30 protein-coding genes are annotated in these 26317 nt (G+C 68.9%); 15 read left to right on the top strand and 15 right to left on the bottom strand.

The window, feature by feature from the left end; all coding sequences use genetic code 11:
• The first annotated feature begins 90 nt into the window (after window positions 1-90).
• Both ACZ63D_RS11150 and ACZ63D_RS11145 read left to right on the top strand, forming a co-directional pair.
• Window positions 91-1299, top strand: coding sequence for a cytochrome P450 (locus ACZ63D_RS11150; RefSeq protein WP_465354138.1), 1209 nt, complete (start codon window positions 91-93; stop codon window positions 1297-1299).
• A gap of 59 nt (window positions 1300-1358) precedes the next feature.
• Window positions 1359-2252, top strand: a complete 894-nt coding sequence (locus ACZ63D_RS11145; RefSeq protein WP_465354137.1) for a hypothetical protein — start codon at window positions 1359-1361, stop codon at window positions 2250-2252.
• A 7-nt stretch (window positions 2253-2259) separates the two neighbouring features.
• Here the strand turns inward: ACZ63D_RS11145 and ACZ63D_RS11140 are convergent, their stop codons facing one another.
• Complete coding sequence (locus ACZ63D_RS11140; RefSeq protein ID WP_465354136.1) at window positions 2260-2766, bottom strand: DUF1453 domain-containing protein; 507 nt, start codon at window positions 2764-2766, stop codon at window positions 2260-2262.
• A gap of 69 nt (window positions 2767-2835) precedes the next feature.
• Between ACZ63D_RS11140 and ACZ63D_RS11135 the strand changes: the two genes are divergently transcribed.
• The 3 genes from ACZ63D_RS11135 (at window position 2836) to ACZ63D_RS11125 (ending at window position 5153) form a co-directional block, all read left to right on the top strand.
• Window positions 2836-3429: a TetR/AcrR family transcriptional regulator gene (locus tag ACZ63D_RS11135; protein ID WP_465354135.1), complete on the top strand. Its 594-nt coding sequence runs from the start codon at window positions 2836-2838 to the stop codon at window positions 3427-3429.
• A gap of 251 nt (window positions 3430-3680) precedes the next feature.
• The gene (locus tag ACZ63D_RS11130; protein ID WP_465354134.1) at window positions 3681-4361 is read left to right on the top strand and encodes a papain-like cysteine protease family protein; all 681 of its coding nucleotides are present in this window, start codon (window positions 3681-3683) and stop codon (window positions 4359-4361) included.
• Window positions 4362-4370: 9 nt separating this feature from the next.
• Complete coding sequence (locus ACZ63D_RS11125; protein WP_465354133.1) at window positions 4371-5153, top strand: hypothetical protein; 783 nt, start codon at window positions 4371-4373, stop codon at window positions 5151-5153.
• Here ACZ63D_RS11125 and ACZ63D_RS11120 read toward each other — a convergent pair.
• Window positions 5140-6075 carry a helix-turn-helix domain-containing protein gene (locus ACZ63D_RS11120; protein WP_465354132.1) on the bottom strand — a complete coding sequence of 312 codons (936 nt, stop codon included), beginning with the start codon at window positions 6073-6075 and terminating at the stop codon, window positions 5140-5142. The two genes, ACZ63D_RS11125 and ACZ63D_RS11120, sit on opposite strands and share 14 nt — an antisense overlap.
• 148 nt (window positions 6076-6223) lie before the next feature.
• Window positions 6224-7099, bottom strand: a complete 876-nt coding sequence (locus ACZ63D_RS11115) for a LysR family transcriptional regulator (protein ID WP_465354131.1) — start codon at window positions 7097-7099, stop codon at window positions 6224-6226.
• 107 nt (window positions 7100-7206) lie between these two features.
• Here ACZ63D_RS11115 and ACZ63D_RS11110 point away from each other — a divergent pair, with 107 nt between their 5' ends.
• Both ACZ63D_RS11110 and ACZ63D_RS11105 read left to right on the top strand, forming a co-directional pair.
• Window positions 7207-7596, top strand: a complete 390-nt coding sequence (locus ACZ63D_RS11110) for a hypothetical protein (protein ID WP_465354130.1) — start codon at window positions 7207-7209, stop codon at window positions 7594-7596.
• Window positions 7593-9167 carry a multicopper oxidase family protein gene (locus ACZ63D_RS11105; protein ID WP_465354129.1) on the top strand — a complete coding sequence of 525 codons (1575 nt, stop codon included), beginning with the start codon at window positions 7593-7595 and terminating at the stop codon, window positions 9165-9167. Before ACZ63D_RS11110 ends, ACZ63D_RS11105 begins: the two co-directional genes overlap by 4 nt.
• Before the next feature lie 4 nt (window positions 9168-9171).
• Here ACZ63D_RS11105 and ACZ63D_RS11100 read toward each other — a convergent pair whose 3' ends face one another.
• A complete protein-coding gene (locus ACZ63D_RS11100; protein WP_465354128.1) occupies window positions 9172-9708 on the bottom strand; it encodes a dihydrofolate reductase family protein in 537 nt (178 codons plus the stop codon).
• A gap of 91 nt (window positions 9709-9799) precedes the next feature.
• Between ACZ63D_RS11100 and ACZ63D_RS11095 the strand changes: the two genes are divergently transcribed.
• Together ACZ63D_RS11095 and ACZ63D_RS11090 are read left to right on the top strand one after the other, a co-directional pair.
• Window positions 9800-10303: a MarR family winged helix-turn-helix transcriptional regulator gene (locus tag ACZ63D_RS11095; protein WP_465354127.1), complete on the top strand. Its 504-nt coding sequence runs from the start codon at window positions 9800-9802 to the stop codon at window positions 10301-10303.
• Between the two features lie 140 nt (window positions 10304-10443).
• The gene (locus ACZ63D_RS11090; protein ID WP_465354126.1) at window positions 10444-10932 is read left to right on the top strand and encodes a hypothetical protein; all 489 of its coding nucleotides are present in this window, start codon (window positions 10444-10446) and stop codon (window positions 10930-10932) included.
• Window positions 10933-10977: 45 nt separating this feature from the next.
• Here ACZ63D_RS11090 and ACZ63D_RS11085 read toward each other — a convergent pair whose 3' ends face one another.
• The gene (locus ACZ63D_RS11085) at window positions 10978-12114 is read right to left on the bottom strand and encodes a PucR family transcriptional regulator (RefSeq protein ID WP_465354125.1); all 1137 of its coding nucleotides are present in this window, start codon (window positions 12112-12114) and stop codon (window positions 10978-10980) included.
• A 70-nt stretch (window positions 12115-12184) separates the two neighbouring features.
• Complete coding sequence (locus ACZ63D_RS11080; RefSeq protein WP_465354124.1) at window positions 12185-12700, bottom strand: hypothetical protein; 516 nt, start codon at window positions 12698-12700, stop codon at window positions 12185-12187.
• Window positions 12701-12999: 299 nt separating this feature from the next.
• Between ACZ63D_RS11080 and ACZ63D_RS11075 the strand changes: the two genes are divergently transcribed.
• The 4 genes from ACZ63D_RS11075 to ACZ63D_RS11060 all read left to right on the top strand — a co-directional run bounded on the left by ACZ63D_RS11075 (window position 13000) and on the right by ACZ63D_RS11060 (window position 15841).
• A complete protein-coding gene (locus ACZ63D_RS11075) occupies window positions 13000-13638 on the top strand; it encodes a helix-turn-helix transcriptional regulator (RefSeq protein WP_465354123.1) in 639 nt (212 codons plus the stop codon).
• A 142-nt stretch (window positions 13639-13780) separates the two neighbouring features.
• On the top strand, window positions 13781-14356 hold the full coding sequence (locus tag ACZ63D_RS11070) for a TetR/AcrR family transcriptional regulator (protein WP_465354122.1): 576 nt from the start codon (window positions 13781-13783) through the stop codon (window positions 14354-14356).
• Window positions 14357-14405: 49 nt separating this feature from the next.
• The gene (locus ACZ63D_RS11065) at window positions 14406-15119 is read left to right on the top strand and encodes an ABC transporter ATP-binding protein (protein WP_465354121.1); all 714 of its coding nucleotides are present in this window, start codon (window positions 14406-14408) and stop codon (window positions 15117-15119) included.
• A complete protein-coding gene (locus ACZ63D_RS11060) occupies window positions 15116-15841 on the top strand; it encodes an ABC transporter permease (protein ID WP_465354120.1) in 726 nt (241 codons plus the stop codon). Before ACZ63D_RS11065 ends, ACZ63D_RS11060 begins: the two co-directional genes overlap by 4 nt.
• Here ACZ63D_RS11060 and ACZ63D_RS11055 read toward each other — a convergent pair.
• From ACZ63D_RS11055 to ACZ63D_RS11045, 3 genes are read right to left on the bottom strand one after another with little or no spacing between them, the layout of a single operon-like run.
• Window positions 15838-16407, bottom strand: a complete 570-nt coding sequence (locus tag ACZ63D_RS11055) for a hypothetical protein (RefSeq protein ID WP_465354119.1) — start codon at window positions 16405-16407, stop codon at window positions 15838-15840. The two genes, ACZ63D_RS11060 and ACZ63D_RS11055, sit on opposite strands and share 4 nt — an antisense overlap.
• Entirely contained in the window at window positions 16404-16937 is a 534-nt protein-coding gene (locus tag ACZ63D_RS11050) for an RDD family protein (protein WP_465354118.1), read from the bottom strand. The genes ACZ63D_RS11055 and ACZ63D_RS11050 overlap by 4 nt, the downstream gene beginning before the upstream one ends.
• A 60-nt stretch (window positions 16938-16997) precedes the next feature.
• Window positions 16998-18473, bottom strand: coding sequence for a flavin-containing monooxygenase (locus ACZ63D_RS11045; RefSeq protein WP_465354117.1), 1476 nt, complete (start codon window positions 18471-18473; stop codon window positions 16998-17000).
• A gap of 81 nt (window positions 18474-18554) precedes the next feature.
• Between ACZ63D_RS11045 and ACZ63D_RS11040 the strand changes: the two genes are divergently transcribed.
• On the top strand, window positions 18555-19199 hold the full coding sequence (locus tag ACZ63D_RS11040) for a TetR/AcrR family transcriptional regulator (RefSeq protein WP_465354116.1): 645 nt from the start codon (window positions 18555-18557) through the stop codon (window positions 19197-19199).
• On the opposite strand, the gene ACZ63D_RS11035 is transcribed toward ACZ63D_RS11040, so the two are convergent.
• From ACZ63D_RS11035 to ACZ63D_RS11015, 5 genes are all read right to left on the bottom strand, one after another.
• Window positions 19186-20043 (bottom strand): sigma factor, encoded by an 858-nt coding sequence (locus ACZ63D_RS11035; RefSeq protein ID WP_465354115.1) that lies wholly within the window; start codon window positions 20041-20043, stop codon window positions 19186-19188. The two genes, ACZ63D_RS11040 and ACZ63D_RS11035, sit on opposite strands and share 14 nt — an antisense overlap.
• A 76-nt stretch (window positions 20044-20119) precedes the next feature.
• Window positions 20120-21082, bottom strand: a complete 963-nt coding sequence (locus ACZ63D_RS11030; protein WP_465354114.1) for an NAD(P)/FAD-dependent oxidoreductase — start codon at window positions 21080-21082, stop codon at window positions 20120-20122.
• 65 nt (window positions 21083-21147) lie between these two features.
• The gene (locus ACZ63D_RS11025; protein ID WP_465354113.1) at window positions 21148-21609 is read right to left on the bottom strand and encodes a GNAT family N-acetyltransferase; all 462 of its coding nucleotides are present in this window, start codon (window positions 21607-21609) and stop codon (window positions 21148-21150) included.
• Window positions 21610-21692: 83 nt separating this feature from the next.
• Complete coding sequence (locus tag ACZ63D_RS11020; protein ID WP_465354112.1) at window positions 21693-23273, bottom strand: ABC-F family ATP-binding cassette domain-containing protein; 1581 nt, start codon at window positions 23271-23273, stop codon at window positions 21693-21695.
• Window positions 23274-23433: 160 nt separating this feature from the next.
• Complete coding sequence (locus tag ACZ63D_RS11015) at window positions 23434-24243, bottom strand: helix-turn-helix transcriptional regulator (protein WP_465354111.1); 810 nt, start codon at window positions 24241-24243, stop codon at window positions 23434-23436.
• Between the two features lie 84 nt (window positions 24244-24327).
• Here ACZ63D_RS11015 and ACZ63D_RS11010 point away from each other — a divergent pair, with 84 nt between their 5' ends.
• Window positions 24328-25719, top strand: a complete 1392-nt coding sequence (locus ACZ63D_RS11010; protein ID WP_465354110.1) for an MFS transporter — start codon at window positions 24328-24330, stop codon at window positions 25717-25719.
• Here ACZ63D_RS11010 and ACZ63D_RS11005 read toward each other — a convergent pair.
• On the bottom strand, window positions 25610-26281 hold the full coding sequence (locus ACZ63D_RS11005; protein WP_465354109.1) for a class I SAM-dependent methyltransferase: 672 nt from the start codon (window positions 26279-26281) through the stop codon (window positions 25610-25612). The genes ACZ63D_RS11010 and ACZ63D_RS11005 overlap by 110 nt on opposite strands.
• Window positions 26282-26317 lie beyond the last annotated feature (36 nt).

Raw genomic sequence — 26317 nt, 5'->3', positions numbered from 1 at the left:
CTCGGATCGTAATCCAGACAGCTCCGTGTCAGCCGGATATCAGCGGCCGCGGTGACGCTGGTCGCACCACCACCAGCGAAGGGATCATCGATGACACGCCCGCCCGGCCTGCCGCTCGACCGTGACGCAGGCCCGTTCGACCCGCCGTCCGCCCTCACCCGATTGCGGGAAACCCGGCCGGTGAGCCCGCTGAAGTTCCCGGACGGGCACGACGGCTGGCTGGTCACCGGCTACGACGCGGTCCGCCAGGCGCTGGCCGACCCGCGGTTCAGCTCCCGCCAGGACCTCGGCGTGCTGCACGTGCCCTACGAGACGCCGAGCATGCCCGAGGCGCAGGAAATGACCGAACCGACGCCGCAAACGCCGGGCCTGTTCCTCACGATGGACCCGCCGGACCACACCCGGCTGCGCCGGAAGCTCACCGGCGCGTTCACCGTCAACCGGATGAAACGGCTCGAGGAGCACATCTCCGAACTCGCGCGGCGGCAGCTCGACCACCTGGCGAGCCTCACCCCGCCGGTCGATCTGGTCACCGAATTCGCGCTTCCGGTGCCGTCGCTGGTGATCTGCGAAATGCTCGGCGTTCCGTATTCCGACCGGGAGACGTTCCAGAAGAATTCCGCGCAGATGATGCTCCGGGACCAGAGCATCGAGGACAAGATGGCCGCCTGGACGGAGCTTTCGTCGTATCTCGGGAAACTGGCTGCCGACAAGCGCGCGAACCCCGGCTCGGACATCCTGTCCGACCTGGCCCGCGACGACGATCTGAGCCTCGAGGAACTCGTCGGGATCGGGTTCCTGCTGCTGCTCGCCGGGCACGAAACGACGGCGAACATGCTGGCACTGGGTACTTTCGCGCTGCTGGAGAACCCTGAGCAGATGGCCGCGCTGCGCGCTGACCCAGAACTGATTCCCGGCGCGGTCGAGGAACTGCTGCGCTATCTCTCCGTGGTCGACGTCCTGTTCCGGTACGCGTCCGAAGACCTCGAACTTGGCGGCGAAAAGATTCCCCAGGGATCGACCGTTCTCATTTCAGTGCTCGCCGCCAACCGCGATTCTTCGCATTTCCCGGAAAGCGAAGACCTCGAGGTCGAACGGAATGCGCGGACGCACTTGTCATTCGGACACGGCGTGCACCAATGCCTCGGTCAGCAGCTCGCCCGCATCGAAATGCGCGCCGGATTCGCCGGGTTGCTGCACCGGTTCCCGGCGCTCGCGCTCGCGGTCCCGCCGAGCGAGGTGCCGCTGCGGACCGGCATGAACATCTACGGCGTCCACGAGCTGCCCGTGACCTGGTAAACCGGACCCGTCAACGGATCGGTTGACGTCCACCAGCGTCAACGGATACGTTGACGCCCATGACCGACTCCGTGCAAGCGATGGCCGCCCGCTACTTCCGGCAGCGCGAGAACCCCTTGCTCAGCGAACTGGTGCGCGCGGCGAGATCGGGCCGTCCGCCCGGCGACGACCTCAGCGCCGAGGACGCGGCGGGGGCACTGCACCTGGTCCCGGACGTCCGAAGCGATCTGGACCGGGCCGAGGTCACGCTGATCGAATCGGTTCTCGACCGCGGCTGGACCTGGGAGCAGCTGGGGGCGGAGTACGGCGGCCGGTCCAAACAGGCGATGCAGCAGCACTACCGGCGGCGCGGCGGGACACGTTCCTGGCCAGCCAAGGAACGCCCGCCGCGCACTGATTCGCCGCACCGGCTGACCGACGAACACGTCGCCCCGGCCGACGTGGAGAAGGTGCGCGAGGCGATCAGCGCGTTGCTCGCCACCGCGCACGACGTCGCCGAAACCCACACCGTCGACGGGGTGTGGACCGCGGGCGAACCAGTCTTGGAAGAGATCTCGGAGATTGGACTGGATCCGTTGCCCCGCTTGGAAGTCGCGTGCCGCACCGCGGCGAAGGCGATCGAGGACATGGTCGTCGCGGGCTGGGAACGGCGGGATCCGGGACGCGACAACCGGCGACGGCAGTCCTGGACGGTGCGGCTGGACGACGAAATGCGCGCCATGGCGTCCTGGCTCGACCGGGAATCGCAGGAATTGCGCGTCCCCCGCGTCGACCGTCCGCTGGCGGTCGGGACGACCACCGCCGACCGGGCGGACCATTTCGAGATCGCCGCCGAGGACGTCGGACAGGTGCGGGAGTCGATCAGCCTGACGCTCACCCGGCTCGAAGCCCACCGCGCGGTGTTCGACCAGGTCATCGACGAGTTGCGCCGGCGGCAGGCCGAGTTGTCCTGAGCCGGGTTCACCGAACCCGGGACCGCAGCCACTTGTCCCAAGGCCATTCCTTGTCCTTCGCGAACGGCACATCCGAGCGCAGCCCGCGCGGAATGAGAACCACTGCTTCCCCGGCAAAGCTGACACCGATCGCCAACTGGTAAGGCCTCGCCTGTTCGTGCATACCGAATTTCACTGCCAGCGCAGTGAACCCGGCCGACACGCCGACGCCGAGCACGAACAGCGCGAGGCTCGATTTCCGGTAGCGCTGCCATAATTCGCCCTTTTTCTCGTACAGCCGGATCGTCGTGCCGCGTGCCGCGCCGAAGGCGAGACCGAGGGCGCAACTGCCGGCGATCCACCACACGTCGGTACTGGTCAGCCCCGGGAAACCGACCGTCCCGGCGACTCCGATGCCGATCAGCACCACTGGCGGCGCGACGGTGTCCCGCCAGTTCAATGGCTCCCCGAGCATCCGGAACACCAGCATCACCACGACGCCGACGATCAAGCTCACGAGCACCCATCCGCTCATCGCGGCCCCCCTTTTTTTGACACGTCCATGCTAAATCCATCGTGGCATCGCCGTGCTATAAACGCAACCATGCCGAAGATCGTGGTGCCGGAAGACCGGCGGAAGGCCGTGAGCGAGGCCGTGGTCCGGGTGGTCCGCCGCTCCGGCGTCGAAGGCGCGACGCTGGGCGCCGTGGCCAAGGAAGCAGGTCTCGCGATCGGGTCGATCCGGCATTACTTCGCCGACCACGAGGCGATGATGATCTTCACCATGGACCAGCTCGGCCGCCGGATCGGCGAGCGCGTCGCGGTGCGCGCGGACCGGCTGCTCGCGGCGGAAACCGAGCGGCGGACGCTGGTCGAAGACCTGCTCGCCGAATTCCTCCCGCTCGACGACGACCGCCGGGACGAGGCGATGGCGTGGCTGGCGTTCACCGTCGCCGCCCGCACCCGTCCGGCGTTCCGGGCGAGCGCCGACGCCCAGCACCAGTACGTGCGCGACCTGATCACGCGGATCCTGCGCGAGGCCGTCGCACTCGGCAAGCTCCCGAGCGAACTGGACCTGACCGTCGAGTCGATCCGGCTGTCCGCACTGCTCGACGGACTCACCATGCAAGCGGTGCTGCACCCGGAATCGACACCGCCGGAACTGCTCCGCGACGCGCTGCGGAAAAGCCTCCCCTGACCTCTGTCGCATGTGGACCGACCGCCCCGGGCGCGATTCATCGCTTGTGAACGCGCTGTGAATATTGCGAATTACCTGTCGCCGCGGTGAGCGAAACCGCGGCGGTGCCAGTCATTTTTCCGCGAATCCGGCTGTGAACACTCACACCGCGTGTCGGAGCCGTTGCTCTGCGGGAGTGGGCGAGCACACAGTGATGCTCGGCCGGGGCCACCCCGGCAAGCTCCCCTCCCCGTCTGGCACAAGGAGATTCGATGGATTACCGACTTACCCGGCGGACGGTCCGGATAACGGTGGCGACCGGGGCAGCCGCGCTTGCCGTGGCACTGCTGCCGGGCACCGCGCTGGCCCAGTCGAACGGCGACGCGAGCCAGCCGAACGGCCTCATCAAGACCGCCACGCACACCCAGGTGCGCGAAATCCAGCCGGTCGGCGGGCGCGTCGCGCACGCGCTGCCCGCGTCGAAGCAGCTCGAATACAACCAGCAGGTGCAGGAAAACGACCAGTGGTGCTGGGCCGCGGACGGCTCCAGCATCGAGCAGTCGCAGGGCGGCACCGCCACTCAGGCCGATTTCTGCGCGGCGGGCAAGGGCACCCAGTCCGGGTACTGCCCGAACGAAGGCGGGCAGATCTCGGAGATCGTGCAGGGCTTCATCGGCACCGGGTTCTCCGCGGAGAGCGCGAACGGGCCGATCAGCTACTCCTCGGTCCAGAACCAGGTCAACTCCGGAATCCTGAACCTGACCGGGATCTACTGGACCTCGGGCGGCGGGCACGCCGAAGTGATCTACGGATACGACAGCTCCAACAACTCGATCATGGTCGGCGACCCGTGGCCGAGCTACGAGCGCTACCAGACCTGGGACTACACCCAGTACCAGAGCAACGCCCAGTTCACCTGGAACGACACCATCGTCAACATCAAGAAGGGCTGACCGGGCGCCATGGGTGAGATCTGCCGGAAGTTCGCCGCCGGCGCGGCGATCGCGGTCGCGGCGCTCCTGTCCGCCGGTCCCGCCGAGGCCGCCGGGGCCTCGTGGGTCGCGCCGCCGTCGGAGCAGGACGTCGCGGCCGCGGTCAAAGCCGCGGAAACGACGCGCGCGATCAGTTTCGCCACGTCGAACTTCCGGCAGGTCGGCCACGCCGATCCGGGCCGGATCACGCTCGGGCACAAGGGAATCCCGGTCTACACGCTCAATCCCGATTTCGTCGCGGCGAAACCGGGAGCTCCGGCCGGGGTCCTGCGGGCGATCGCGGTGACGGCCACCGCCGCCACCGGCGCGAAAGCCACCCTCCGCGCCGCGCCCGACCGCTCCGCGCCGAGCGGCTGGGCGGTCGGAAACGTGTTGTCCGGCAACGACGAGGAGACGCTCAGCGCCCGGCTGCGCCCGGGTTCGGTGCTGCTGAACGAACCGCAGATCAACGGCTGGTACGACCTCGGCCGCGACGGCGTCGTGCTGTTGCAGGCCAGCCTTCCGCAGTCGCCGGTCGGCCAGTTCACGCCGATCTCGGAGTACCAGCAGCAGGTGCATTCCCGGTACGCCGACAAGCTGCCCGGTTCGGCTTACCAGCGCGGCGGCGGGATCGGGTTCAAGCAGACCCTCCAGCGCGACACCGGACCGGCCGGTTCGCTGATCGTCGGGCTGATCGTGTTCGGCTCCGCGGTGGTGCTCGGCGGCGCGTTCCTGGTGTGGCGCTGGACGAAACGCAGGATCAATCCCAAATGAGATCGACCCCGGCGATGCCTACGCCGAGTTCCTCGAAGTAGGCGCTGACCGTGTTCCCCGGCCCGCAGAACAGCGGCTCGCGAACCAGCAGTTCCAGGTCCTCCCGGGGCCGGACGGTCCGCAGGCAGCGCGCGGGCAGCGCGTTCGGGTGGAAACGCAGCCGCAGCAGGTACGCCGACATGCGGGAGCGCACGACCCGGTGGAAATTCCCCGGCCGGACCGAGGCGGCGGGGCGCAGCGTGAACCCGAACGTATGCGTCTCCCCCTCGGCGAGGCCGCGGTCGAAAAGCAGCTCGAACACCATTCCCGCCGACCGCGCGCTGCGGCGGACCCGCCCGACCCGGCAGCCGTCGACCGCGCTGATCTCGGTCGCCGTGACGTCGCTGCCGTCCTCGTCCTGGTGCGTCACGAGGAAGCTGTCCGGGCCGGATCTTCGCGCCCGCACCACCATGGTCGACGAGATTTCCTCGGTCCGGCCCTGCGCGCCGAGCGTCAGCACGTCGACCACCGTCGCGACGTCGAGGTCCGCGTTCTCCTCGACGCCGGGCGTTCCGCTCAGTTCGTCACGCAGCGCGAACGTTTCCGCCCAGCTCTGCTGGAGTTCCGGCAGCGACGGGCGGCGGTCGGCGTCCGCGGTCCGGTGCGGCCCGATCAGCACGACCAGGCTGTCCGGCGGCAGGTTCAGCACCGACTCCAGAGCGCGCACGACGTCGAGCGACCGAGGTGCGGACGGACTGCGCAGGCCGCGCTGCCAGTAACTCAGCGTGGACTCGGCGACGGAAACCCCGTGCGCGGCGAGATGCGCGCGAAGCCGCGAAAGGGACAGTCCGCGCCGGTCGACGGCCTCGGACAACGCGCGGTGAAACGGGCCGGACCGGACTGTTCGCGCCGACCACCGGACCGCCAAGCTCTGCTGCTGCATCTGGCTTCCCCTGCTCGTGCCGAATAGCTGTTCAGCATGAGCAGTTCGTGACCGGGCAACAACCGTCCATCGTCGAGAATCGGGCAAATCCCCTCGCTCGCCTCGGCCAACCGGGCCAGCGCGCGGTACTCCGCTCGGCGACCGCGGCTCAAGCGGCGAAGTAAGCCGTCGCGAATTCCGTCAACCGTTGCGCCGCTGCGGAAAGGTAGGTGTCCGCGCGCTGCACCACCGTCAACGTCCGAAAGCAGTCCGGAACATCCAGCCGGAGCCCGACAGCTGACTCGCCCTTGGCTGCCTGCCGGGCGACCTCCGGAACCAGCCCGATCCCCAGTCCGCTCGCGATCAGCTGGCCGGTCGCGCCGGGTTCGTCGCTCTCGCAGGAGTAGTTCGGTTCCAGCCCGGCCTCGGCGAAGAGGCGGTCGGCGAGGGTGCGCGGCCAGTAGCCGGGCCGGGTGGTCACCATCGGCTCGTTCGCGAGGTCCGCCATCCGCACGCGTTTGCGCCGCGCCAGCCGGTGCGTGCTGGGCACCGCGAGCAGCACTTCCTCACGCAGCAATTCCCGCGCCCGCAACCCGGGCTGCAGCAGCGGCTGCGAGGCGAAGCACAGGTCGACCTCGCCCGCGCACAGCTGCTGCGCCATGGTTTCCGCCGACGATTGGTACAGCCGCAGTTCGACGCCGGGGTACTCCGCGCGGAAGGCGCTCATCAGGCCGGTGAGCGTGAGCAGGGTTTCCGACGCTACGGCGACCCGGCCGTGGTCCAGACCAGCCAGATCGACGAGTTCCTGGCGGGCGTCGTCGAGTTCGCGCAAAGCCCGGTCGACGCGGCGCAGGAAAGTGGCGCCGAAGTGGTTGAGCCGCAGCCCGCGCCCGGCTCGTTCGAACAGCGGCACGCCGAGATCCGCCTCCAGCCGCGCGATCGCCCGGCTCAGCGACGGCTGGGCGATGCGCAGTTCGGCCGCCGCCTGGCTGAGGTGGCCGCGGTAGGCGACCGCCTGGAAGTAGCGCAGTTGCAGCAGGTCCATCTCATAGCTCCGAGGTCATGAGTACATGGCGAATTTGGTCTTGGACGGCATGAGAAGTCCAGCCTAGCGTCTGTTCGGGGGAAGACTTACGCGCACAAGGGGGAACGGTGGCCGAAGCGGCCCTGACACGCGGGCGGACGTCGCTGGTGGTGCTGCGGGTTTTCGTGACGGTGCACGCCGTCGCGATCCTGGGCCAGCCGGTGTTCGCCGGACGATATCTGATCGGCGATTACGGCATGCTGGCGATGCACGAACTCGGCGCGAACATCGTGTCGACGGTCGCGCTGGCGCAGCTCGTGCCCGCCGCGCTGTACTGGTGGCGCGGCGGCGTCCAGTGGCCGTTCTGGGCGAGCCTGCTGCTGGCCTGCGGCGAGACCGCGCAGTATTTCGCGGGCCAAGCCGGTGCTCTTGACCTGCACATTCCGCTCGGCGTCGCGCTGGTCGCGATCGCACTCGGGACGCTGTTCGGCATCTGGCGCACCGGGGCGCGGCGATGAGCGGGATGTCGCGCCGCCGGTTTCTCGGGCTGGCCGGCGGTGCCGGAGTGGTGCTGACCGCCGGGTTCGTCACCCCGCGGTTGTTCCGGCCCGCTGCCGCCACCGGCGAGCTGTTGACCAGTGAAGTGCCGCTGCCGCAACCGTTTCAGGTTCCGTTGCCGCTCCCGCCGGTGCTGACCCCGGTATCCCGTGACGGCGGTGTCGACCGGTACGAGATCGTGCAGCGCGCGAGCACCGCGGAAATCCTTCCCGGACTGCGCACGCCGATCTGGGGCTATCAGGGCATTTTCCCGGGGCCGACGATCGAATCGCGCAGCGGCCGGACCACGATCGTCCGGCACCGCAACGAACTTCCGGTGCCGACGGTCGTCCATCTGCACGGCGGACGTACGCCGCCGGAGTCCGACGGATACGCCACCGACCTCGTCCTGCCCGCCGACGGCCGGTATCTCGCCGGCGCCGGGCACGGGCATTCCGGGATGGCCGATCCGGACGCCGTCGTCACCACCGGCACCCGCGAGTACACATATCCGTTGCGGCAGAAGGCCGCGATGCTCTGGTATCACGACCACCGGATGGATTTCACCGGTCCGGCCGTGTATCGCGGGCTCGCCGGATTGCACCTCGTCCGCGACGCCGAGGAGGACGCCCTGCCACTGCCGCGAGGCGAGCGGGAACTGCCGCTGATGATCACCGACCGCGCGTTCGCGGAAGACGGATCGATGCGGTATCCGTCGCTCGACCCTTCTTTGCGGACCGTGCCGGGGGTCGAAGACGCTTACGCGGCAGGGGTTCTCGGTGACGTACTGCTGGTGAACGGCGCACCGTGGCCGGTCGCGGAGGTGTCGGCGGTCCGGTACCGGCTGCGGTTCCTCAACGGTTCCAACGCCCGCCGCTACGACCTCGCGCTGGACCCGCCGCCGCCGAGCGGGCGAGCGTTCACGCAGATCGGCTCGGACCAGGGTTTGCTCGACGCCCCGCGTGGCCACGAGCACCTGCCGATCGCACCCGCCGAACGGTACGACACGGTGGTCGACTTCGGCGCCTATCCGGTCGGCACCGAAGTGACGCTGGTCAACCGCCTCGGCACGGGCACCACCGCACAGGTCATGCGCTTTCGCGTCGTCCGGCGAGCGAAGGACGACAGCCGCGTTCCGGCGAAACTGTCCGAAGTGGAGCGTCTCGACCGAGCACAAGCGACCGTGACCCGCGAATTCGCGTTCCGAAGCGGACAGTTCAACGGCAGGCACGGCTGGACCATCGGCGGCGAGGCCTTCACCCCGACCCGGATCGCGGCCCAGCCGAAACTCGGCGACGTCGAGATCTGGCGGTTCGTCGCCGACCTGCACCATCCGATCCATCTGCACCTGGTGCACTTCCAGGTGCTTTCCCGCGGCGGCAAGGCACCCGCCCCGCACGACGGGGGCCGCAAGGACACTGTGGACCTTCAGCCGGGCGAGGCGGTCGAGGTGATCGCCCGGTTTGACGGATATCGCGGGCGATACATGTTCCATTGCCACAACGCCGAGCACGAGGACATGGGGATGATGGCCACGTTCAAGACCGTCTGAGGGCTCAGCCTGCCGGCGTGTAGATCTGGTGGATCACTCCGCTGGAGAAGGTTTCGGCCGAGGCCAGCCGCAGTTCGACGGTGCCGAGGTCGTCGAACCACCGGGCGCCCTTGCCGAGCACGATCGGATGCACGAAGAGCTGCAGCTGGTCCAGCAGTCCGGCCGTGAGCAGCGACCGCACGAGGGTGAGGCTGCCGGTCACGCCGATGTCCTTGCCTTCGGCGGATTTGAGTTCTCTGATCCGGCCCAGCACGTCGCCGCTGATGATCTCGGTGTTGTTCCACTCGGCCTCGGTCAGAGTGTTGGTGACTACGTACTTCTTCTGGTTGTTCATGACGTCGGCCACCTCGTCGTCGCTGGTCGGCCAGAAGGCGGCGAACTGCTCGTACTGGACGCGGCCGAGCAGCATCGCGCCAGAGCCGGCCATGGCCGCGCCGACGGCGTTGCCCATTTCGTCGTCAAAGTAGGGGAAATGCCAGGTCTCCGGCGCCTCGGCCACGCCGTCGAGGGACACGAACAGGCTCGCGATGATCTTGCGCATGAAGTACTCCCGGTGCTCGAAGGTCCAATGTAGTTCGGTGGCAAAATAGTAAGGTGTCGAACTATCATGTGTCAAATAGTATGCTGGTGGCATGCGGGAGAGCGATGAGGTCGACACGGTGATCGAGCAATGGCGGCGGGAGCGGTCCGACCTGGACCTGTGGCCGGTCGAGGTCCTGGGGCGGGTGACGCGGTTCGCCGCGATCATGCACCGTTCCTTCGACGAGGTTTTCGCCCGCCACGGCCTGCGCAACGGGGAATTCGACGTGCTGGCCGCCATCCGCCGGTCCGGGCCTCCCTACGTGGTGACTCCCTCGGCGCTGTCCGAACAGCTGATGCTGTCGCGGGCGGGAATGACCAACCGCCTCGACCGGCTCGACCGGGCCGGGCTGATCACCCGGCAGCTGGACCCGGAAGACCGGCGCAGCTTCCTGGTCACGCTCACCGAAAAGGGCATGGAGACCGTCGACGCGGCCATCAGCGACCACGCCGCGAACGAGGCTGCGCTGCTGTCCGGGCTGTCCGAACGACAGCAGCGGCAGTTAGACGATGCGATGTACACCCTGCTGCGGACGCTCAGGAACCGCGACCTGTAACCGCGGAGCGGGGCGGCCGGTCGCGAGGTGGCGCGGTCACCGCGATCCCCGGCGGCTGGGTGTTTCCGTCACCGTGACCCCACGCGAGCGCCTTTCTACGCTGGCCGCAACGGTTTCCTCTATGTTCTGGAGGTGCGGCAATGGCGAATTCCCCCGGCCGGCTGGCAGGCGCGGCACTAGGTTTGTCCGCGGCACTGGCCCTGACCGGCCAGACCGCCGCGACAGCCTCGCCCAGACCGGCGGCCACTTCGGTGACGTGCAATTCCGGTCCGCTGCAGGTGCATTTCTCCGAATTCCCCGGTTCCCCGCCGAACGTGTTCTGGTCGCTCGGCGTCTTTTGTTCCGCTCCGGCGCAGATCTCCCTGTCCTCCCGGTTGACGACCGGGTTCGGCACGTTGGCTTTCGGCACCAATCCCAGTTCGTTCACCCAATTGCTGTTCACCACCTCACCCGGCAATAAATCGGTGTCAGTGCCCAAGGGCATCGCGGTGGAAGTGCTGGCCACCGCCACGATCGCCAACCGCACCGGCGGTGTCGTGACCATCGGCGGTTCGGCGGGAGGGAACTGCACCCGAAACAATTCCGTGCAGGTGACCTGCAATTACGCCAGCGGTTTCTTCCGGCCCTGACCGGAAGACCGGGACGTCGAGTGCCGACGGCCGCGGCACTCGACGTCACTGGCGCACGGAAAGCGCGGCGAGAGCCAGGTGCAGCACATGCAGATCGTGGTAACCGCTCACCGACAACCCCGTGCGCTGCTCGATCTGCCGGAGCCTGCGGTCGAGAGTGTTCGGATGGACGTGGAGCTCGGCAGCCACCCGCCGCCGGTCAGCGTTTCCGAGCAGCCAGCCGCGCAAGGTGTCCAGCAGCACCGGCGAATCGGCCAGCGGCGCGAGAAGACCTCGCAACCGCGTCGCGGTGTCTGGATCACCCGACACCAGCCGGTCGGCCAGCACATGCGACAGGTCGTAAAACCCGGCCGGATAACCGCGGCTGCGCACCAGCCGCCAAACCGTCACCGCTTCCCGGAAGGCGCCGGGAAGCTCCGGAGTGCGTCCTTTGGCCAGTGCCACCTGGACGCCTGGCCCCAGCGCGCCGAGGGCCGGGACCAGCGAATGTTCCGGCACCCGCACGCTTGGCCCGTCGAACGCGGGAAGCGGATGCAGCAGGAGGACAAACTGCTTGCGCGCCACCGCCAACGCGCCGCTTTCGAGCAAATCCTGTTCAAGCCGGAGAAGCTGGGTCTTGCGGTCGCCGCGCGATCCCACGGGCGACACCAAGGCGATCAGGTGAGCCGGAGCCCGCGTGCCCACCCCGGCGGCCGAACCGCTCAGCAGGCTGCGGATCACCTGCTCGCGGTAGCGGCCGGTTTCCGCCCGTTGCCGATGCCAGTCGAAGAACGCGCCCAGCTCGGTGTCCTCGACCAGCGGACCCAGCAGAGCCGACCACCGGACCAGCGGCATCAAGGTCGCCCGGTCGCTCACCGACGCTTCGGCGAGGGCGATCCGCATCGCGGCGGTGTAGCTCGTCGTGACACCCAGCCGCAGCGATTCCGCGGAAAACCCGCCGTCGGCCACGGCCTGCCCGAATTTTTCGTACGGGGAAAGGATTTCCGACTCGATGATCCGCTCCGCCCGCGCGCAGTCGAAGGCGAGATCCGCGCCGAACCGGATGAGTTCGACCGAGCGCGGAATCAGCGCGAGCGCACCCGGCCCGTGCACTGCCATCGTGGCGTTCAGTTCGGTGCGCACTCCGGTCAGCACCCGGGGCAGCAGTCGTTCCAGTACAGCCCTGGTTTCTCCGTTACGCATGGCGACGGTTTCCTGACGGCGACGTGCCGTTCAGCATAGAGTTCCCGACCCGCCTGGAAAAGCTCCGGACCTACCCAGTCCGCACCCAGGTTTTCGCGCGCCGGCCGGTGCCGAAAACGCACACCAGCAATGGAAACACCCAATCGGCGTCGAGCAAGAAGAACGACACGAATGCCGCTCCGTCGACGCCTTCCAGATCAAACACCCGGACCCCGTCGACTGGAACGAACGCGACAACGGCGGCGATCGCGACGACCAGCAGCCTGCTGCCCGCGCCGGCGAGCACCAGCGTCCGGCCGAGCGGGTTGCGCAGCGCCAGCAGCATCGCACCGGCGAGACAGCACACTCCGCAGAGGACCTGGCTGACCAGACCGCCGAGCATGCTCGCGGACAAGGTGCCGTCGTCCGCGGGCACGTACCCGGCGATCAACGACAGCACGTCAGCCTGGTCCCAGCGGCCTAGCTGGACGGTGGGCGGCCAGAGCAGGAACACCGTTTCGCGTACGGCCACCAGCAGCGCGAACCCGATCGCGAGCGCCACACCCGCTGGCATCCGCCTGCCCCGCACGACCGTTCGCTCCGCCACCGGCCCCCGCCTCCTTCGCTGGAAGGCGGCCAAGCTAGCGCCGCGTTCGCGGGACCGGTCCCGGAATGTCTGCCCCGCACGACCGGCTCCGTGAACGCCACCCGGTCGTGCGGGCAATAACCACCACTGGACTGCCGTCTAGTGCTATGGTTCAACTAGGGTTACATGTACTAACGTTCGATTAGGTTCTTAACTGGCGCTGAGCTGCCGCGCCCGGCAGCACCCGCGCGCCGAACCACGGATCCTCGGCGGCGGAGGATGCGGCGCGGCCGCCGGGAACGACTGGTCTGTGAGCTGACATGAGCGCATTGCCCCAACGAGTGGCGATCATCGCCAACGACCCGATCAGCGGCGAGGGAGCCGCCACCTACCTGCGCGGCGCGCATCGCTACGCCGTGCTGGCTCCCGCCGAGGCGCCGCGCGCGGACGTCCTGCTCGTGATCGTGCCGGAGGTCGGCGAGAAAACCCTGCTCGACCTGGCGCGGATCCGCCGGGGCGCGCTCGATCCGGACGTCCGCGCGGTGCTGGTCGCGGAGCGGATCGAGAAGGCCGAACTGAGCAGGCTCGGCGGTTTCGGCCTGTCCGCGGTGCTGTACCGCGGTTCCGCGACGCGCGCGAAGATCCTGGACGCGCTGGCCGCCCGGGTGCCCGCCGGCGAACCGGAGAAGGTCCGCGCGGCAAGGCTGGCGGACGAGTTCCACGCCAGCGAGGGCGAGGCAGGCTATCCCCGGGGCCTGCTCGACCGGCACCGGCTGCAGAGCCGCGAGGTGGAAATCCTCGGGCTGCTCGCGGACGGCTTCGGCACGATCGAAATCGCCGATCGGATGGCGTATTCGGAGCGCACGATCAAGAACATCATCAGCACCCTGCTGGTGCGGTTCGATCTGCGGAACCGCTCGCACGCCGTCGCCTACGCGCTGCGGACCGGCATCATCTGAACGGCCGCGCCCGCCGCTCTCGCGCGGTGCCTGCCTCGAATCGCGCCGCGCCGACACCCACAGCAGCTCGGCTCGGCCGACCGCCGGTCCTCCCCGATTTCGCCCGTGCTCCCGCGATACTGGAACGGACGAAAGGACTCCGATGGCACGGACGGGACGCCGCCCCGGGCAGACCGAAACACGGGAGGCCATTCTGGCCGCCGCGCGGGACCTGTTCGGCCGGAACGGGTACGAGGGCGCGACGATCCGCGCGATCGCCGCCGAGGCGGGCGTGAATCCCGCGCTCGTGCACCATTTCTTCGGCAGCAAGGACCAGGTTTTCGCGACCGCGCTGCACCTTCCGGCCGACCCCGGCGTCGTCGTTTCCGCGGTCCTCGACGGCCCGCACGCGGAGGTCGGCGAACGGCTCGTGCGGCTGTTCCTGACGCTCTGGGAAAACCCGGGCTCGCGCGACGCGTTCTTCGGCGTGCTGCGTTCGGTGTCCACCACCGAACAGGCCGCGGACATGCTGCGCGGCTTCATCGAGGGCGCGCTGCTGAACAAGATCGCCGATGCCCTCGACCTCCCGCCGCTGCGCGTCACCGGCATCGCCGCCCAGCTCGTCGGGCTCGCCATGGTCCGCTACGTCGTCCAGGTGGAACCCCTCGCCAGCGCGCGGCACGAGGACGTCGTCGCATTGATCGCTCCGGCCGTGCAGCACTACGTCGACCGGGCCTGACCTGCACTTCTGCTTGACAGGGAAATTCCGCGCGCGCAGAATTAAACACATGACTAATTCCGCGGTGGTCATCGACGGCCTGCGGGTCGTCCGCGGTGGCCGGGAAGTGCTGCGCGACGTGAGCTTTCGCGTCGAGCCGGGTTCGGTCACCGGGCTGCTCGGGCCGAGCGGCTGCGGGAAAACCACGCTGATGCGCGCCGTCGTCGGGGTGCAGGTGACCCACGGCGGTTCGGTCACAGTGCTCGGAGAACCGGCCGGAAGCCGTCGCCTGCGCAAACGGATCGGGTACGCCACGCAGGCGCCTGCGGTCTACGCCGACCTCACGGTCACCGAAGCCCTGCGGTATTTCGCTTCCGTGCTGGGCGCACCGTCCCGGTCGATCAAGGACGCGATCGAGCAGGTCGGCCTCGGTTCGCACGCCGACGCGCTGGTCGGCAGGCTCTCCGGCGGCCAGCGGAGCCGGGCCAGCCTCGCCGTCGCGCTGCTCGGCCACCCCGAACTGCTCGTGCTCGACGAGCCGACCGTCGGCCTGGATCCGTTGCTGCGCGAGCATTTGTGGAACGTTTTCCATCAGCTCGCCGCGGACGGCACCACGCTTCTGGTGTCCAGCCACGTCATGGACGAGGCCGCCCGCTGCACCCGGCTGCTGCTGATGCGCGACGGCGTGCTGCTCGCCGACGATTCGCCGGACGCCCTGCGCGCGGCCACCGGCGAACAAGACCTCGAACGCGCGTTCCTCCACCTGGTGAAGGCCCAGCGATGATCACTCTCGCCACTACTCGCCGCATCCTCGCCCAGCTGCGGCACGATCCGCGCACCGTCGTGATGCTGATCCTCGTGCCGACCCTGCTGATGCTGTTGCTGCGCTTCGTGTTCAACTCGGCCGAGGTGTTCAGCCGGATCGCGCCCGCGCTGCTCGGCGTGTTCCCGTTCGTGATCATGTTCCTGATCGCCTCGATCACCACCCTGCGCGAGCGCACCGCGGGCACCCTGGAACGGCTGATGACGATGCCGCTCGGGAAGTTCGATCTGCTCGCCGGGTACGCGCTGGCGTTCGGGCTGGTCGCGGTGCTGCAGGTGGCGGTGGCGACGGCGGTCAGCCTGTGGTGGCTCGGGCTGACGGTGGCCGGTTCGGTGTGGTCGCTGCTGCTGATCACCGTGCTCGACGCGTTGCTCGGCATGGCTCTGGGCCTGTTCGTGAGCGCGTTCGCGACCAGCGAGTTCCAGGCTGTGCAGTTCATGCCGCTGTTCGTGCTGCCGCAAACGTTGCTGTGCGGGCTCTTCCAGCCGCGCGACCAGATGGGCTGGGTGCTGCACTGGCTCTCGGACGTGATGCCGCTGTCCTACGCCGTCGAAGCGCTCACCCAGGTGACCCACAGTGCGGAGTGGACAACGTCGTTGGTCCGCAACATTCTCATCGTGCTGGGTTGCGCGGTGCTGGCGCTGGGTCTCGGTGCGGCGACACTGCGCCGTCGTACGCCTTAAAGCCGCCTCGCTGCTGCCTCGTAGGCCGCGCGATTGCGGTTGAGCCATTTCGCGAAGTACTGGTCGGACTGGGCGTAGACATATCCCGGCGGGACGAACAAAACGGCGAAGACCACGAAGGTGCCGAGCCCAATGATCGCCAGTTTCAGCTCTGCGCCCGACACTGGTGAAGACATAAAGGACAGTCCACATAAGACAGCGGCCAAGGCACCCATTCCCGCCGCGGCAAAGAAAGCCCCACGCACGTTGCCCGGCGTACGCCCAGGAAGCGGCCGCGAATTCGGGTGCAACGCGCGCTCAGTCGCGGGCTTGCCCCGCCACATCAAGGTTCCGCCAAGCCACAGCACCGCGAAGAAGACGCCACCGCCCGCCAGGCTGTACCCGCCCGCGGCGGAATGGGCCAGCACGCCGACCAGAAGCCCGCTGACACCGAAGAGCCCGGCGAGGCTGACCGTCATCACCCGGTACACCCGCCGCGTGGTCACGATCGCCTGGAGCCGCGCGGTGTAGTCGCGCAGCCGTTGCTCGGGAGTGTCCGCGACCGCGCGAACCTGGAACCCGCTCATGGCTTCCGGAGGAAACCGGCCGCGCGGAGCTGGTCGGTTTCGCGGATGTCGATGCTCGTGCGCACCCCGTTCACCACGGTGGTGTCTCCGTTGAGCACGCCGAGCGCGAGGACCACGAAGCCGAGCGTGCGGATCAGCATCGCCCAGCCCGCCTTGCCGAGCCCGATCCGGCCGCCGTCGCGGAGCCGGACCAAGCGGATCCCGTTGCACAACGCGCCGAGACCACGGCCGTTGCCGTAGAACCAGCCGTACAGCAGCGGCACCACGATCAGCCCCGCCACCCCGATCACGCTCGCCCCGACCGCGGCGTCGAAGGCGCCCGACTTGAAGTAGTACGCCATCGCCGCGGCCGCCGACAGCCCGGTGACCAGGAGGAAGTCGACCAACCAGGCCCAGAGCGTCGAAGCGGTGCGCGCCTCGACGTACAGCTCGCCGTTCTCGAACGCACGGATCCGCGTCGCCGCGTCCTTGCCGAGGACGGGCTCCGCCTGCGCACGGAGGCGGGCCATGGCGTCTTGCTCAGTCTTCACGCCACTCTCGACGCCGCGCGCGGGCCATAGGTTCCCTGGCGGGCGCATCTCACCCACAGCTCAGGCGAAGCTGTAATCCTCCAGCGGGAACCGCGCCGCCTCCCGGTGCGCGCTGATCGTGGACGTCGGCCGCAGCAGCGTGGCCTCGCCGTGCTGGTTGAAGTAGTAGCTGTTGGCGGTCGCGCACTGACCGAGCGCGAACACCGAGTGGCCGACCTTGTGTTTCATCCGGCCGAGGAACTCGTCGTTCGCCCGCTGGGTCACCTCGAACACGTCCGCCCCGCGGGCGCGCATCCCCCTGAACAGCCGGTCGAGGTGCTTCATCTGGCATTCGATGGTCGTGAAGTACGACAGGCCGCTGTAAGAATACGGGCTGTTGAGCGAAATCAGGTTCGGGAAGCCGGGCACGGTCACGCCCTCGTACGCCTGGAACCGGTTGTCGCGCCACCACTTCCCGAGGTTCTTGCCGTCGCGGCCGATGATCTCGAACGCCGGGAAATTCGTGTCCCACAAATTGAAGCCGGTGGCCAGCACGAGCGTGTCGATTTCGGTGCGCTTGCCGTCGGCGGTCACGATCCCGGTCTCGTCGATCCGCTCGATGCTGGTGGTTTCGAGGTGCACGTGCGGCCGGGTGAAGGCCGGGAAGTAGTCGTTGGAGAACGTCGGCCGCTTGCAGCCGAAGGAGTAGTCCGGGGTGAGCTTGCGGCGCAGTTCCGGGTCGCGGACCTGGCGGTGCAGATGCGCGCGGCACCAGCGTTCGGCGATCCGGTTGGCTCCGCGGAACTGCTTGTACTGCACGACGCCGGAGATCATCATCAGCTCCAGCACCGAACTGCCCGCCAGCCGCACCGCGCGCTGCACCAGCGGCAGCCGGGCGAACGCCTGCTGCAGTGCCTTGGGCACCGCGTAGTCCGGTTTCGGGCTGACCCAGATCGGCGTGCGCTGGTAGACGGTCAGTTCCGCGGCGACCTTGGCGATCTCCGGGATGAGCTGGACGGCCGTCGCACCGGTACCGATCACCGCGGCGCGTTTGCCAGTCAGGTCGTAGCTGTCGTCCCACGCGGTGGTGTGGATGACCTTGCCAGCGAACCGGTCGATGCCTTCGATGTCCGGCATCTTCGGCTGCGAGAGGAAGCCAGTGGCGGTGAGCAGGTATTTCGCGGTGACCGTCTCGCCGCCTTCGATGCTGACCCGCCAGCCGGAGCCCTCCCAGGTCGCACCGGTCACCACCGTGCCGAAGCGCATCGAGGCGCGCAGGCCGTACTTGTCCGCGACGTGCTCGGCGTACTTTTTCAGTTCCGCACCCGGCGCGAACAGCCGCGACCAGTACGGATTGGGTTCGAACGAGTAGGAGTAGGTGGACGACGGGATGTCGACGGCCAGCCCCGGGTACCGGTTGACGTGCCAGGTCCCGCCGAGGTCGTCCTCGCGGTCGAGAATCAGCAGGTCGCGATAGCCGAGGCGGCAGAGCTGGATGGCCGCTCCCATGCCGCCGAAGCCGGCGCCGACGATGACTGCGTCGTAGTGGGCGTCCATGTCCGACCCCTCCGTCCGGAACTACTTGTCAGTAACGGAACGGTATGTCACTCCGCCGGGCTTGGCAATACACTGCAGTGCGTGACAGCCGAGTCCCAGGAGAGCGCCCGCCTCACCCGCGCCGAGCGCAAGAAGCAGGAACTGCGCCGCGAGATCATCGACGCCGCCTTCGACTGCTTCGCCGACCTCGGCTACCACGCCACCGGCATCTCCGACATCGCCGCGAAGCTCGGCATCGGGCACGGCACCTTCTACCGCTACTTCCAGAACAAGCGCGACATCGTCGACCACGTCATCGACGACCTGGTCGCCCGCATCGTCACCGCGCTCACCGCGGAGAACGCGCCGGACGCGGTGTCTACTCTGGCCGCCTACCGCGAACAGACCGCCCGGATCGGCGACGCACTGGCGCAGATCTTCGGCGAGGACCCCCGCGTCCCCCGGCTGTTGCTGTTCGAGGCCGCCGGTATCGACAAAGCGATGGCGGCCCGGGTGCTGGACTTCTTCGAACTGGCCACTGAGCTGACCGCCGCGTACCTGTCACACGGCGTGGAACTCGGGTACCTGCGCGCGGATCTCGACATCGAGAACAGCGCGCGGGCGATCAACGGCATGATCCTGGCTTCGGCGATCGCCTCGCTGCGCAACCCGGATCCCGACGAACAACGCCGGCTGAGCGAGGCCGTGCGGCGGATGATGTACGACGGGATCGCTAGGCGAGACTGATGCCGGTCAGCTTGTCGGGGTTGCGCACGAAGCACAGCGTCGACACGCCTTCCGCGCCGGCTCGCACGGTGGCCGTCATAGTCGGCTTGCCGTCCCGCAGGAAAACCGCGCCAGCGCTGCCGTTGATGATCGCGGGCACGATGGTCACCTCTTCCATCGTGGAGATTCCCACGAGGAACCGCGCGATCCGGTCCGGGCCGGACAACGGTTTGCGGGCGGCCAGCACCTTGCCGCCGCCGTCGGAGTACAGGACCGCGTCCGGCGCGATCAGCGCGGCGACCTTGCCGATTTCGCCGGACAGCACCGCGTCGGCGAGCTTCGCCAGCGCCTCGGCGTCGCGATTTCCCTGATCCGACAAGGAATCGCCGATCGCCGACGTCACCGCGCGTTGCGCCCGCGAGACGAGCTGACGGGCCGCCGCGGGTGTCGTCTCCAGCACCTCGGCGACGGAGGGGTAGTCGACGTCGAGCACCTTGCGCAGGACATAGGCCGCCGCCTGCTCCGGGGTCAGCGTGCTCAGCACGAAGTCGAGCGCCTGGCCCAAACCGTCGCGATGCAGCACCTCCCACTCCGGAGAATCCCCTTCCACCACCGGATCCGGCAGCCAGGGGCCGGGGTAGTCCTCGCGCCGGCGCCGCTGCGCGCGGACCGCGTTGAGCGCCAGCCGCGACACCATCACCGACAGGAACGCATGCGGAGCGCGGACGGTGTCGAGATCCACCCGGGACCAGGTCTCCCACGCGTCCTGCACGACGTCCTCCGCGTCGTGCCGCGAACCGATGATGTGGAAGGCGGCGGCGAGCATCGTCGACCGATGCTCGGTGAAGACGTCGCCGTGATCCATGACGGTCAAGCCTAAGCACCGGCCGGCCACGAGTAGCGGCCCGCGCGATCCCGTTCCTGCGTCAGCCATCGCACGGTCATCCGGCAGATTGTCTCCTTGACGAGCCCGCCTGGCCTGCCGTCGATCGCGAGCGCACGCTCGGTGTCGTCCGGGTGCAGGAACTGGACGCGCCCACGCCCGCCGCCGAGATCCGTGCACTGGAGCACGTAGCCCATCCGGAACGCCTTCCGGGACGCCCTTGGCGGCGCTCGGTGATGACGTCGGCGGCGTGCGCGCCCATCGGCAACGCCGTCGCGCACGCGGCTCGAAAAGAGCTGTGGACGGCGTCGCCCGCGCCGAGAATGTTCGGCCGCCCCGGAACCGTCAACTGCTCGTCCACCAGCAACCGGCCGATTTCGTCGACCGGCAGCCCCGAATCGGCCGCGAGACTCGGCACGGTGAACCCGGTGGTGTCCACGACAAGCCCCTCGATCGCGGCCGGATCGACGCGGCGGCCGATCTCGATCTCGACGCCCTGTCTGGCGAGAAACCGCAGGTGCGCCTCGATCGCGCGGCGGTCAGGGGCGGTGCTGACCAGCTTGACCGCACGCCCGGCCTCGCGGAGAGCCCCGGCCAGTTCGACCCCGGTCAGGCCCGCGCCGACGATGGTGACCGGAGCGTCCGGCGCCTCGGCGAGGGCCGCGCGGAGCCGTTCGGTCTCCTGCTCGGAAACGATCCGGTAGGCGCCGTTTTCGGTGCTGGCCCCGGAGCCGACCGCGTAGAGCAGGGTGTCGTAGGGCAGGTTTTCGCCCGAGACGAGCTGAACCTTGTCGTCGCCGATCTTCGTCGCGGTGCCGAGGACGACCTCGACGGCGGGATTCAGCACGGTTTCGAGAGCGAGCCGGGCGTCTTCGCGGAGTCCGGATGCCACCCGGTGGAGCCGGATCCGCTCGACGAACCACGGGTTCGGCGTGACCAGCACCACTTCCTCGCCGCGCCCAGCGAGCCGGTTCGCTGCCATGACCCCGGCGTATCCACCGCCGAGCACTGTCGTCGTCATGCTGTCCTCCTCCGCTCGGGGGTCTTTCAGCGGATGGACACCGGTCGCTCGAAATCTGTGACAGCTCAGATCCGGCGAGACAGGTAGGTGCTGTTCGGGTCGTCCAGGTAGCTTCCGAACGGCTCGCACGGCAGGAAGCCCGCTCGGCGGTACAGCGCGCGGGCCGGGGCGAAGAAGTCCATGCTGCCGGTCTCCAGGGAGATGCGTTCGACGCCGCGGTTTTTGGCGTCCTGGAGCAGGTGGTCCAGGAGCGTGCGGGCGATGCCTTCCCCACGGCGGGCGGGGTCGGTGCGCATGCTTTTCAGTTCCTCGTGCCGAGGTTCCAACGCTGCCAGGGCTGCGGTGCCGACGATGTGCTCGCCGTCCTGGACGGTCCAGAGGCGGACGTCCGGACGCTGGAGCGCGGCCAGGTCGAGGGCGTGGCGGCTCTCGGGCGGGGCGGTCGGGGCCAGGTCGTCCAGGTGAGCTTGCAGGAATGCCCGGAGTCGCGGGTTCGCGAAGTCGGCGCGATCGATCAGCAGCGGCATGTCCCCAGGCTGCCGTGCGGATGTTTCGCGGTTGTTAGCGCCCGATGTGGCGTTGCGCGCACGCAACGCCACATCGGAGCGGCCTACAGCGACAACCTCGGCCAAGAAGCCGTGTCGCGCAACAACTGCCGGTCGTGCGTGGCCACCACCACTGCGGCGGGAGTCGACTGCAGGGCAGCGGTCAGCTCGTCGACCAGCGTCGCGGACAGGTGGTTGGTCGGCTCGTCCAGCAGGAGCACCTGCGGACGCGCGGCCAGAACCAGTGCCAGATCCAGCCGCCGCCGAGCGCCGGTCGACAGCTCGGCGATCGGGCGGTGCCGGTCGTAGCCGCTGAGCAAGCCGAGGTCAGCCGAGCCCGGGAACCGTTGCTCGAGCAGTTCGGCCGCGGTGCGCCGGGCGGGCAGGTCGGATTCCTGGCCCAGCCACCCGATCCGCACCGATCGGGCACGCGTGACGGAGCCCGAGGTCGGCTCCAGCGCCCCGGCCAGCACCGACAGCAAGGTCGATTTCCCAGCCCCGTTCCGTCCGGTGACGACGAGCCGGTCCGCGCCGCCGAGGGTCAGGTCGACTGGCTGGTCCAGCCGTCCTGCGACCCTCACCCCAGCGGCCCGGAGCGCGACAGTTCCTTGGTGCTGCGGCAATTCCGGCATGACGAACCTCGCCGGTGGCGGCGGAACAGCCACCACGTGTGCGCTCAGCTCCTCCTGCCGCCGGTGCACCGCGCGGACCAACCCGGGCGCACGCGTCGCGCGGGTGTGCTTGCCGTGGCCCTTTTCCGGACGCCAGTTGTCGCGCAATCGGTTCTGCGCGGCGGAAAGGTCGTCCGCCAACCGCTGGCGTTCGGCGAGCTGCTCGGCGTGCAATGCCTCCCAGCGGGCGCGTTCGGCTTGCCGGGCCTCGACATACGCCGAGTAGCCACCGCCGTAGCCGCGCGGACGGCCGTCGCTCGACGGGTCGAGGTCCAGCACAAACGTGGCGACGTCGGCGAGCAACGCGCGGTCGTGGCTCACCAGCACGACCACGCCCGGGTACGCGCGCAGCCGCTCAGTGAGGTGCGCGAGACCGGACGCGTCGAGGTGGTTGGTCGGCTCGTCCAGCAGCAGCACGGAATGTCCCGCGCCGAGCAGGCACGCCAGCCGGACCCGATGCCGCTGCCCCACCGACAACGTCCCCAGCGGACGGGTTCGATCGTCGACCGCGTTCAGCGCGGCCAGCGAAACCTCGACGCGCCGGTCCGCGTCCCAGGCGTCGAGGGCTTCGGCGTCCGCGAGCGCGGCGGCGAAGGCATCGTCCGCGCCGGGTCGCCCTTCGGCTAGCGCGGTGGTCGCGGCGTCCAAATTGGCCAGCGCGGTGCGTACGGCGGCTAGTTCGAGATCGATCAGATCGCCGACGGTTTTCTCTTCTCCCAACGGAATCTGCTGGTCGGCCACGCCGATCGTGCCCGCCCGGCGAACCTCGCCGCGGTCAGCGGGCTGAGTCCCGGCGAGCACGCGCAACAGGGTGGTCTTGCCCCGCCCGTTCTCGCCGACGACAGCGACCCGGTCGCCGGCCGCCGCGACCAGATCGACCCCGGCGAGCACTGGACGGCCGCCGAAGGAGACGTGAACGTCGGACAGCCGGACGTGCGCCGCGCGAACCCGCGCAGGCGAAAGCGAAGATGTCATGAGGGAAATGCCTCCGATGAAACGTGATAGCAGCAAAGGACAAGGGCCGGTGCCGCGAACGCGCGCGGTACCGGTGGAGGCGGTGATCCCTCAGAGGTAGAACTGGTGCTGTATCACGATCGCCAGGGTAGGCGGCCGCGAGAAGCCGCGCATCCGAATTTCACGCCAGCAGCGACGGGAGCTTCGAGGCGGTGCCGGGCGCGGGCAAGCAGGTGAACAGCTTCCGGCCGCTGTCGTCCATAGTGGACAGTTTCACGTAATCGAAGGTGAGGACGCCCGCCCGCGGATGGTCGAACACCCGCCGGTTCCCGGTGAACGGCGCGACGTCGTGGGCGGCCCACCATTCCCCGAACTCCGGGCTGGCCTCGCGCAACGCCCGCACCAACGCGGCCGCACGCGCGTCTTCGGCCCGGTTCGCGGCGTCGGCACGGTACTGCGCGAGAAGATTCCGGGCCTGCCCAGGCCAATCGACCAGCAGCGTGCGAATCCGCGGCACGGCGAACACCAGCCACAGCAGGTTCCGTTCAGCGTCGGGCAGCAGCGCCGGATCGCCGATCAGCGCGGCCTCGGCCCGGTTCCACGCCACGAAGTCCCAGTGCGCGTCCAGCACGTATGCCGGGTTGGGGTCCAGCGCGTCGACCATGCCTCGCAACAGCTGCGGAGAGGACTCCGGCGGGCGGTCCGGCGGTTCCTCGGCCAGTGCGAACAAATGCTGCCGTTCCGTCTCGGAAAGCCGCAGTTCCCGGGCCAGACTCGCCAGCACCTGCCTGCTGACGGTGATGTCCCGCGCCTGTTCGAGCCACGTGTACCAGGTGACGCTGACCCCGGCCAGCTGCGCGAGTTCCTCCCGGCGCAAACCCGGCGCGCGACGGCGCGGCCCCGCCGGAAGACCGACCTCGGCCGGGGTGAGCCGGTCGCGCCGCGAACGCAGGAAGTCCGCGAGAGCGCGTCGGCGCGACACAGACGCCATGCGTTCCTCTCCGGTCCGGGTAGTGGGGATACCAGCATATTCGCCCGCTACCTCCGCGTCCGGCCCGCTGCCGACGATCAAGCCATGTCCCCCGTTTCCTGGCGTTCGCTCGCGATCCTGCTCATCGGCGTTTTCATGGCGGTGCTGGACACGTTCATCGTGTTCGTCGCCGCCCCCGCCATCCGGAGCGACCTCGGCGCCTCCCCGGCCGAACTCCAACTGCTGCTCGCCGGTTACCAGCTCGCGTACGCCGTGGCACTCATCACGTTCGCCCGGCTCGGCGACCTCCGCGGCCGGAAACCGGTGTTCCTGGCCGGGCTGGTGCTGTTCACCGGGGCGTCGGCCGCGTGCGCCGCCGCCCCGGGCGCGGGATGGCTGGTCGCCGCTCGCTTCGTCCAGGGCCTCGGAGCCGCGGCGATGTTCCCGCAGGTACTCGCGATGATCCACGACGTCGTGCCTGGGCCGCAACGGCCGAGGGCGTTCGCCGTGCTGGGCGCGGTCATCGGGCTGTCCGGCGTCACCGGACAACTCCTGGGCGGCGTACTCGTGACCGCGAACCTCTTCGGCAGCCCGTGGCGGGCGATTTTCTGGGTCAACGTCCCGATCGGACTGCTCACCCTCGTTCTCGCCGCCCGCTTCCTGCCGCGAACCCGGCCGAACGGCGCCGCGCGACTCGATCTTCGCGGCACCGCCGTGCTGACCGTCGCCCTCGCCCTGCTCGTCCTGCCGCTCATCACCGGACGGGAAGCGGGCTGGCCGCTGTGGTCCTGGTGCAGCCTGGCCTGCGGCACCGTCGCGCTCGGAATCTTCGCCGCGGTCGAACGCCGGGTCGCCGCCCCGTTGGTGCGCCCGGGACTGCTGCGGCAACGCGGATTCCGCCTGGGCATGGGTCTCGTTGTGCTGACCTACGCCGGGATCAACTCGTTCTTCCTCGTGCTTTCCCTTGCCCTGCAGGACGGTTTCGGCCTCAGCCCACTCGGCGCCGCGCTGACCTATCTGCCGTTCGCCGCCGCGTTCCTCGCGATGAGCCTGTTCGGCAGCCGAGTGCCTCGCGCACCGCTCACCGGCGCGGCGACCGCCGGGCTCGGCTACGCCGTCCTGATCGCGCTGTCGGCCCATTTCTGGTCCTTCGTCCCCGCTCTAGCGCTTATCGGCGCAGGTCAAGGTCTACTCGTGCCGCCGCTGCTGAACCATGTCCTCGCCGCCGTTCCCCGCGAGGACGCCGGGATGGCCTCCGGTGTCCTCGCGACCGGCCAGCAAGTCGGCGGAGCACTGGGAGTCGCATTGATCGGCGCGGTCTACTACTCCGCGCTGCCGGGTTCACCGCTGCACGCGCTCGCGCTGGCCTGCGGCGGGATCCTGGTTCTCACCGTTGGTGCGCTAGCGGTTCTTCGCCTGCTGCCGCGCGAACGGCCAGCACGATCGGGACCGGAGTCCCAGCCTCGGCGAACCGGTCGAAAGTCAGCCCGGTATTGAGGAATGCGTTCAGCAATTCCGGCAACGGCCAATGCGTCGCGCCGACCTTGTCCCGAATGCCCTGGTCGGTCCACGACTCCTTGGTCCAGTGCCCGTCGAGATAGCCCGGCCGGACCACCACCGCGGCCGGGTCGCTGCGGTCGGCGAACCCTCCGCAAAAGCACGGATGAACCCCGACGTGCACGAACACTCCACCCGGCCGCAGCACCCGCGCCACTTCGCGCAGCACGGCGAAGTATTCAGGCATGTCGGTGTGCACCAGCACCGAGACCACCGCGTCGACGCTGTGATCCCGAATGGGCAACCGCGCGGCGTCGGTCTGCGCGATCGGTAGCCGGGCACGAGCGTGCCACAGCATCCCGCCGGATAGGTCGACGCCGAGCGGGGTCCAGCCCAGCTCCCGCACCAGGTCCGCGTGCACACCGGTGCCGCAGCCGATCTCCAGGCACACGCCGCTGCCGGTGCCGAGAAGCTCCCGCAGCGCCTCCGCGCCGGGGTTCACCGGCTGGGCGCGGAGGAACTCCTGCTCGTACCAGTCCGCGATTTCGTCATAGGCCGCCATCACGCCATTGGACCGCCGCGTCACGGCGAGTCGCCA

The organism is Amycolatopsis sp. NPDC104775, from assembly GCF_055583325.1.
Note: the sequence above shows the minus strand (reverse complement) of the source record. Positions and strands in the feature narration are given on the sequence as shown.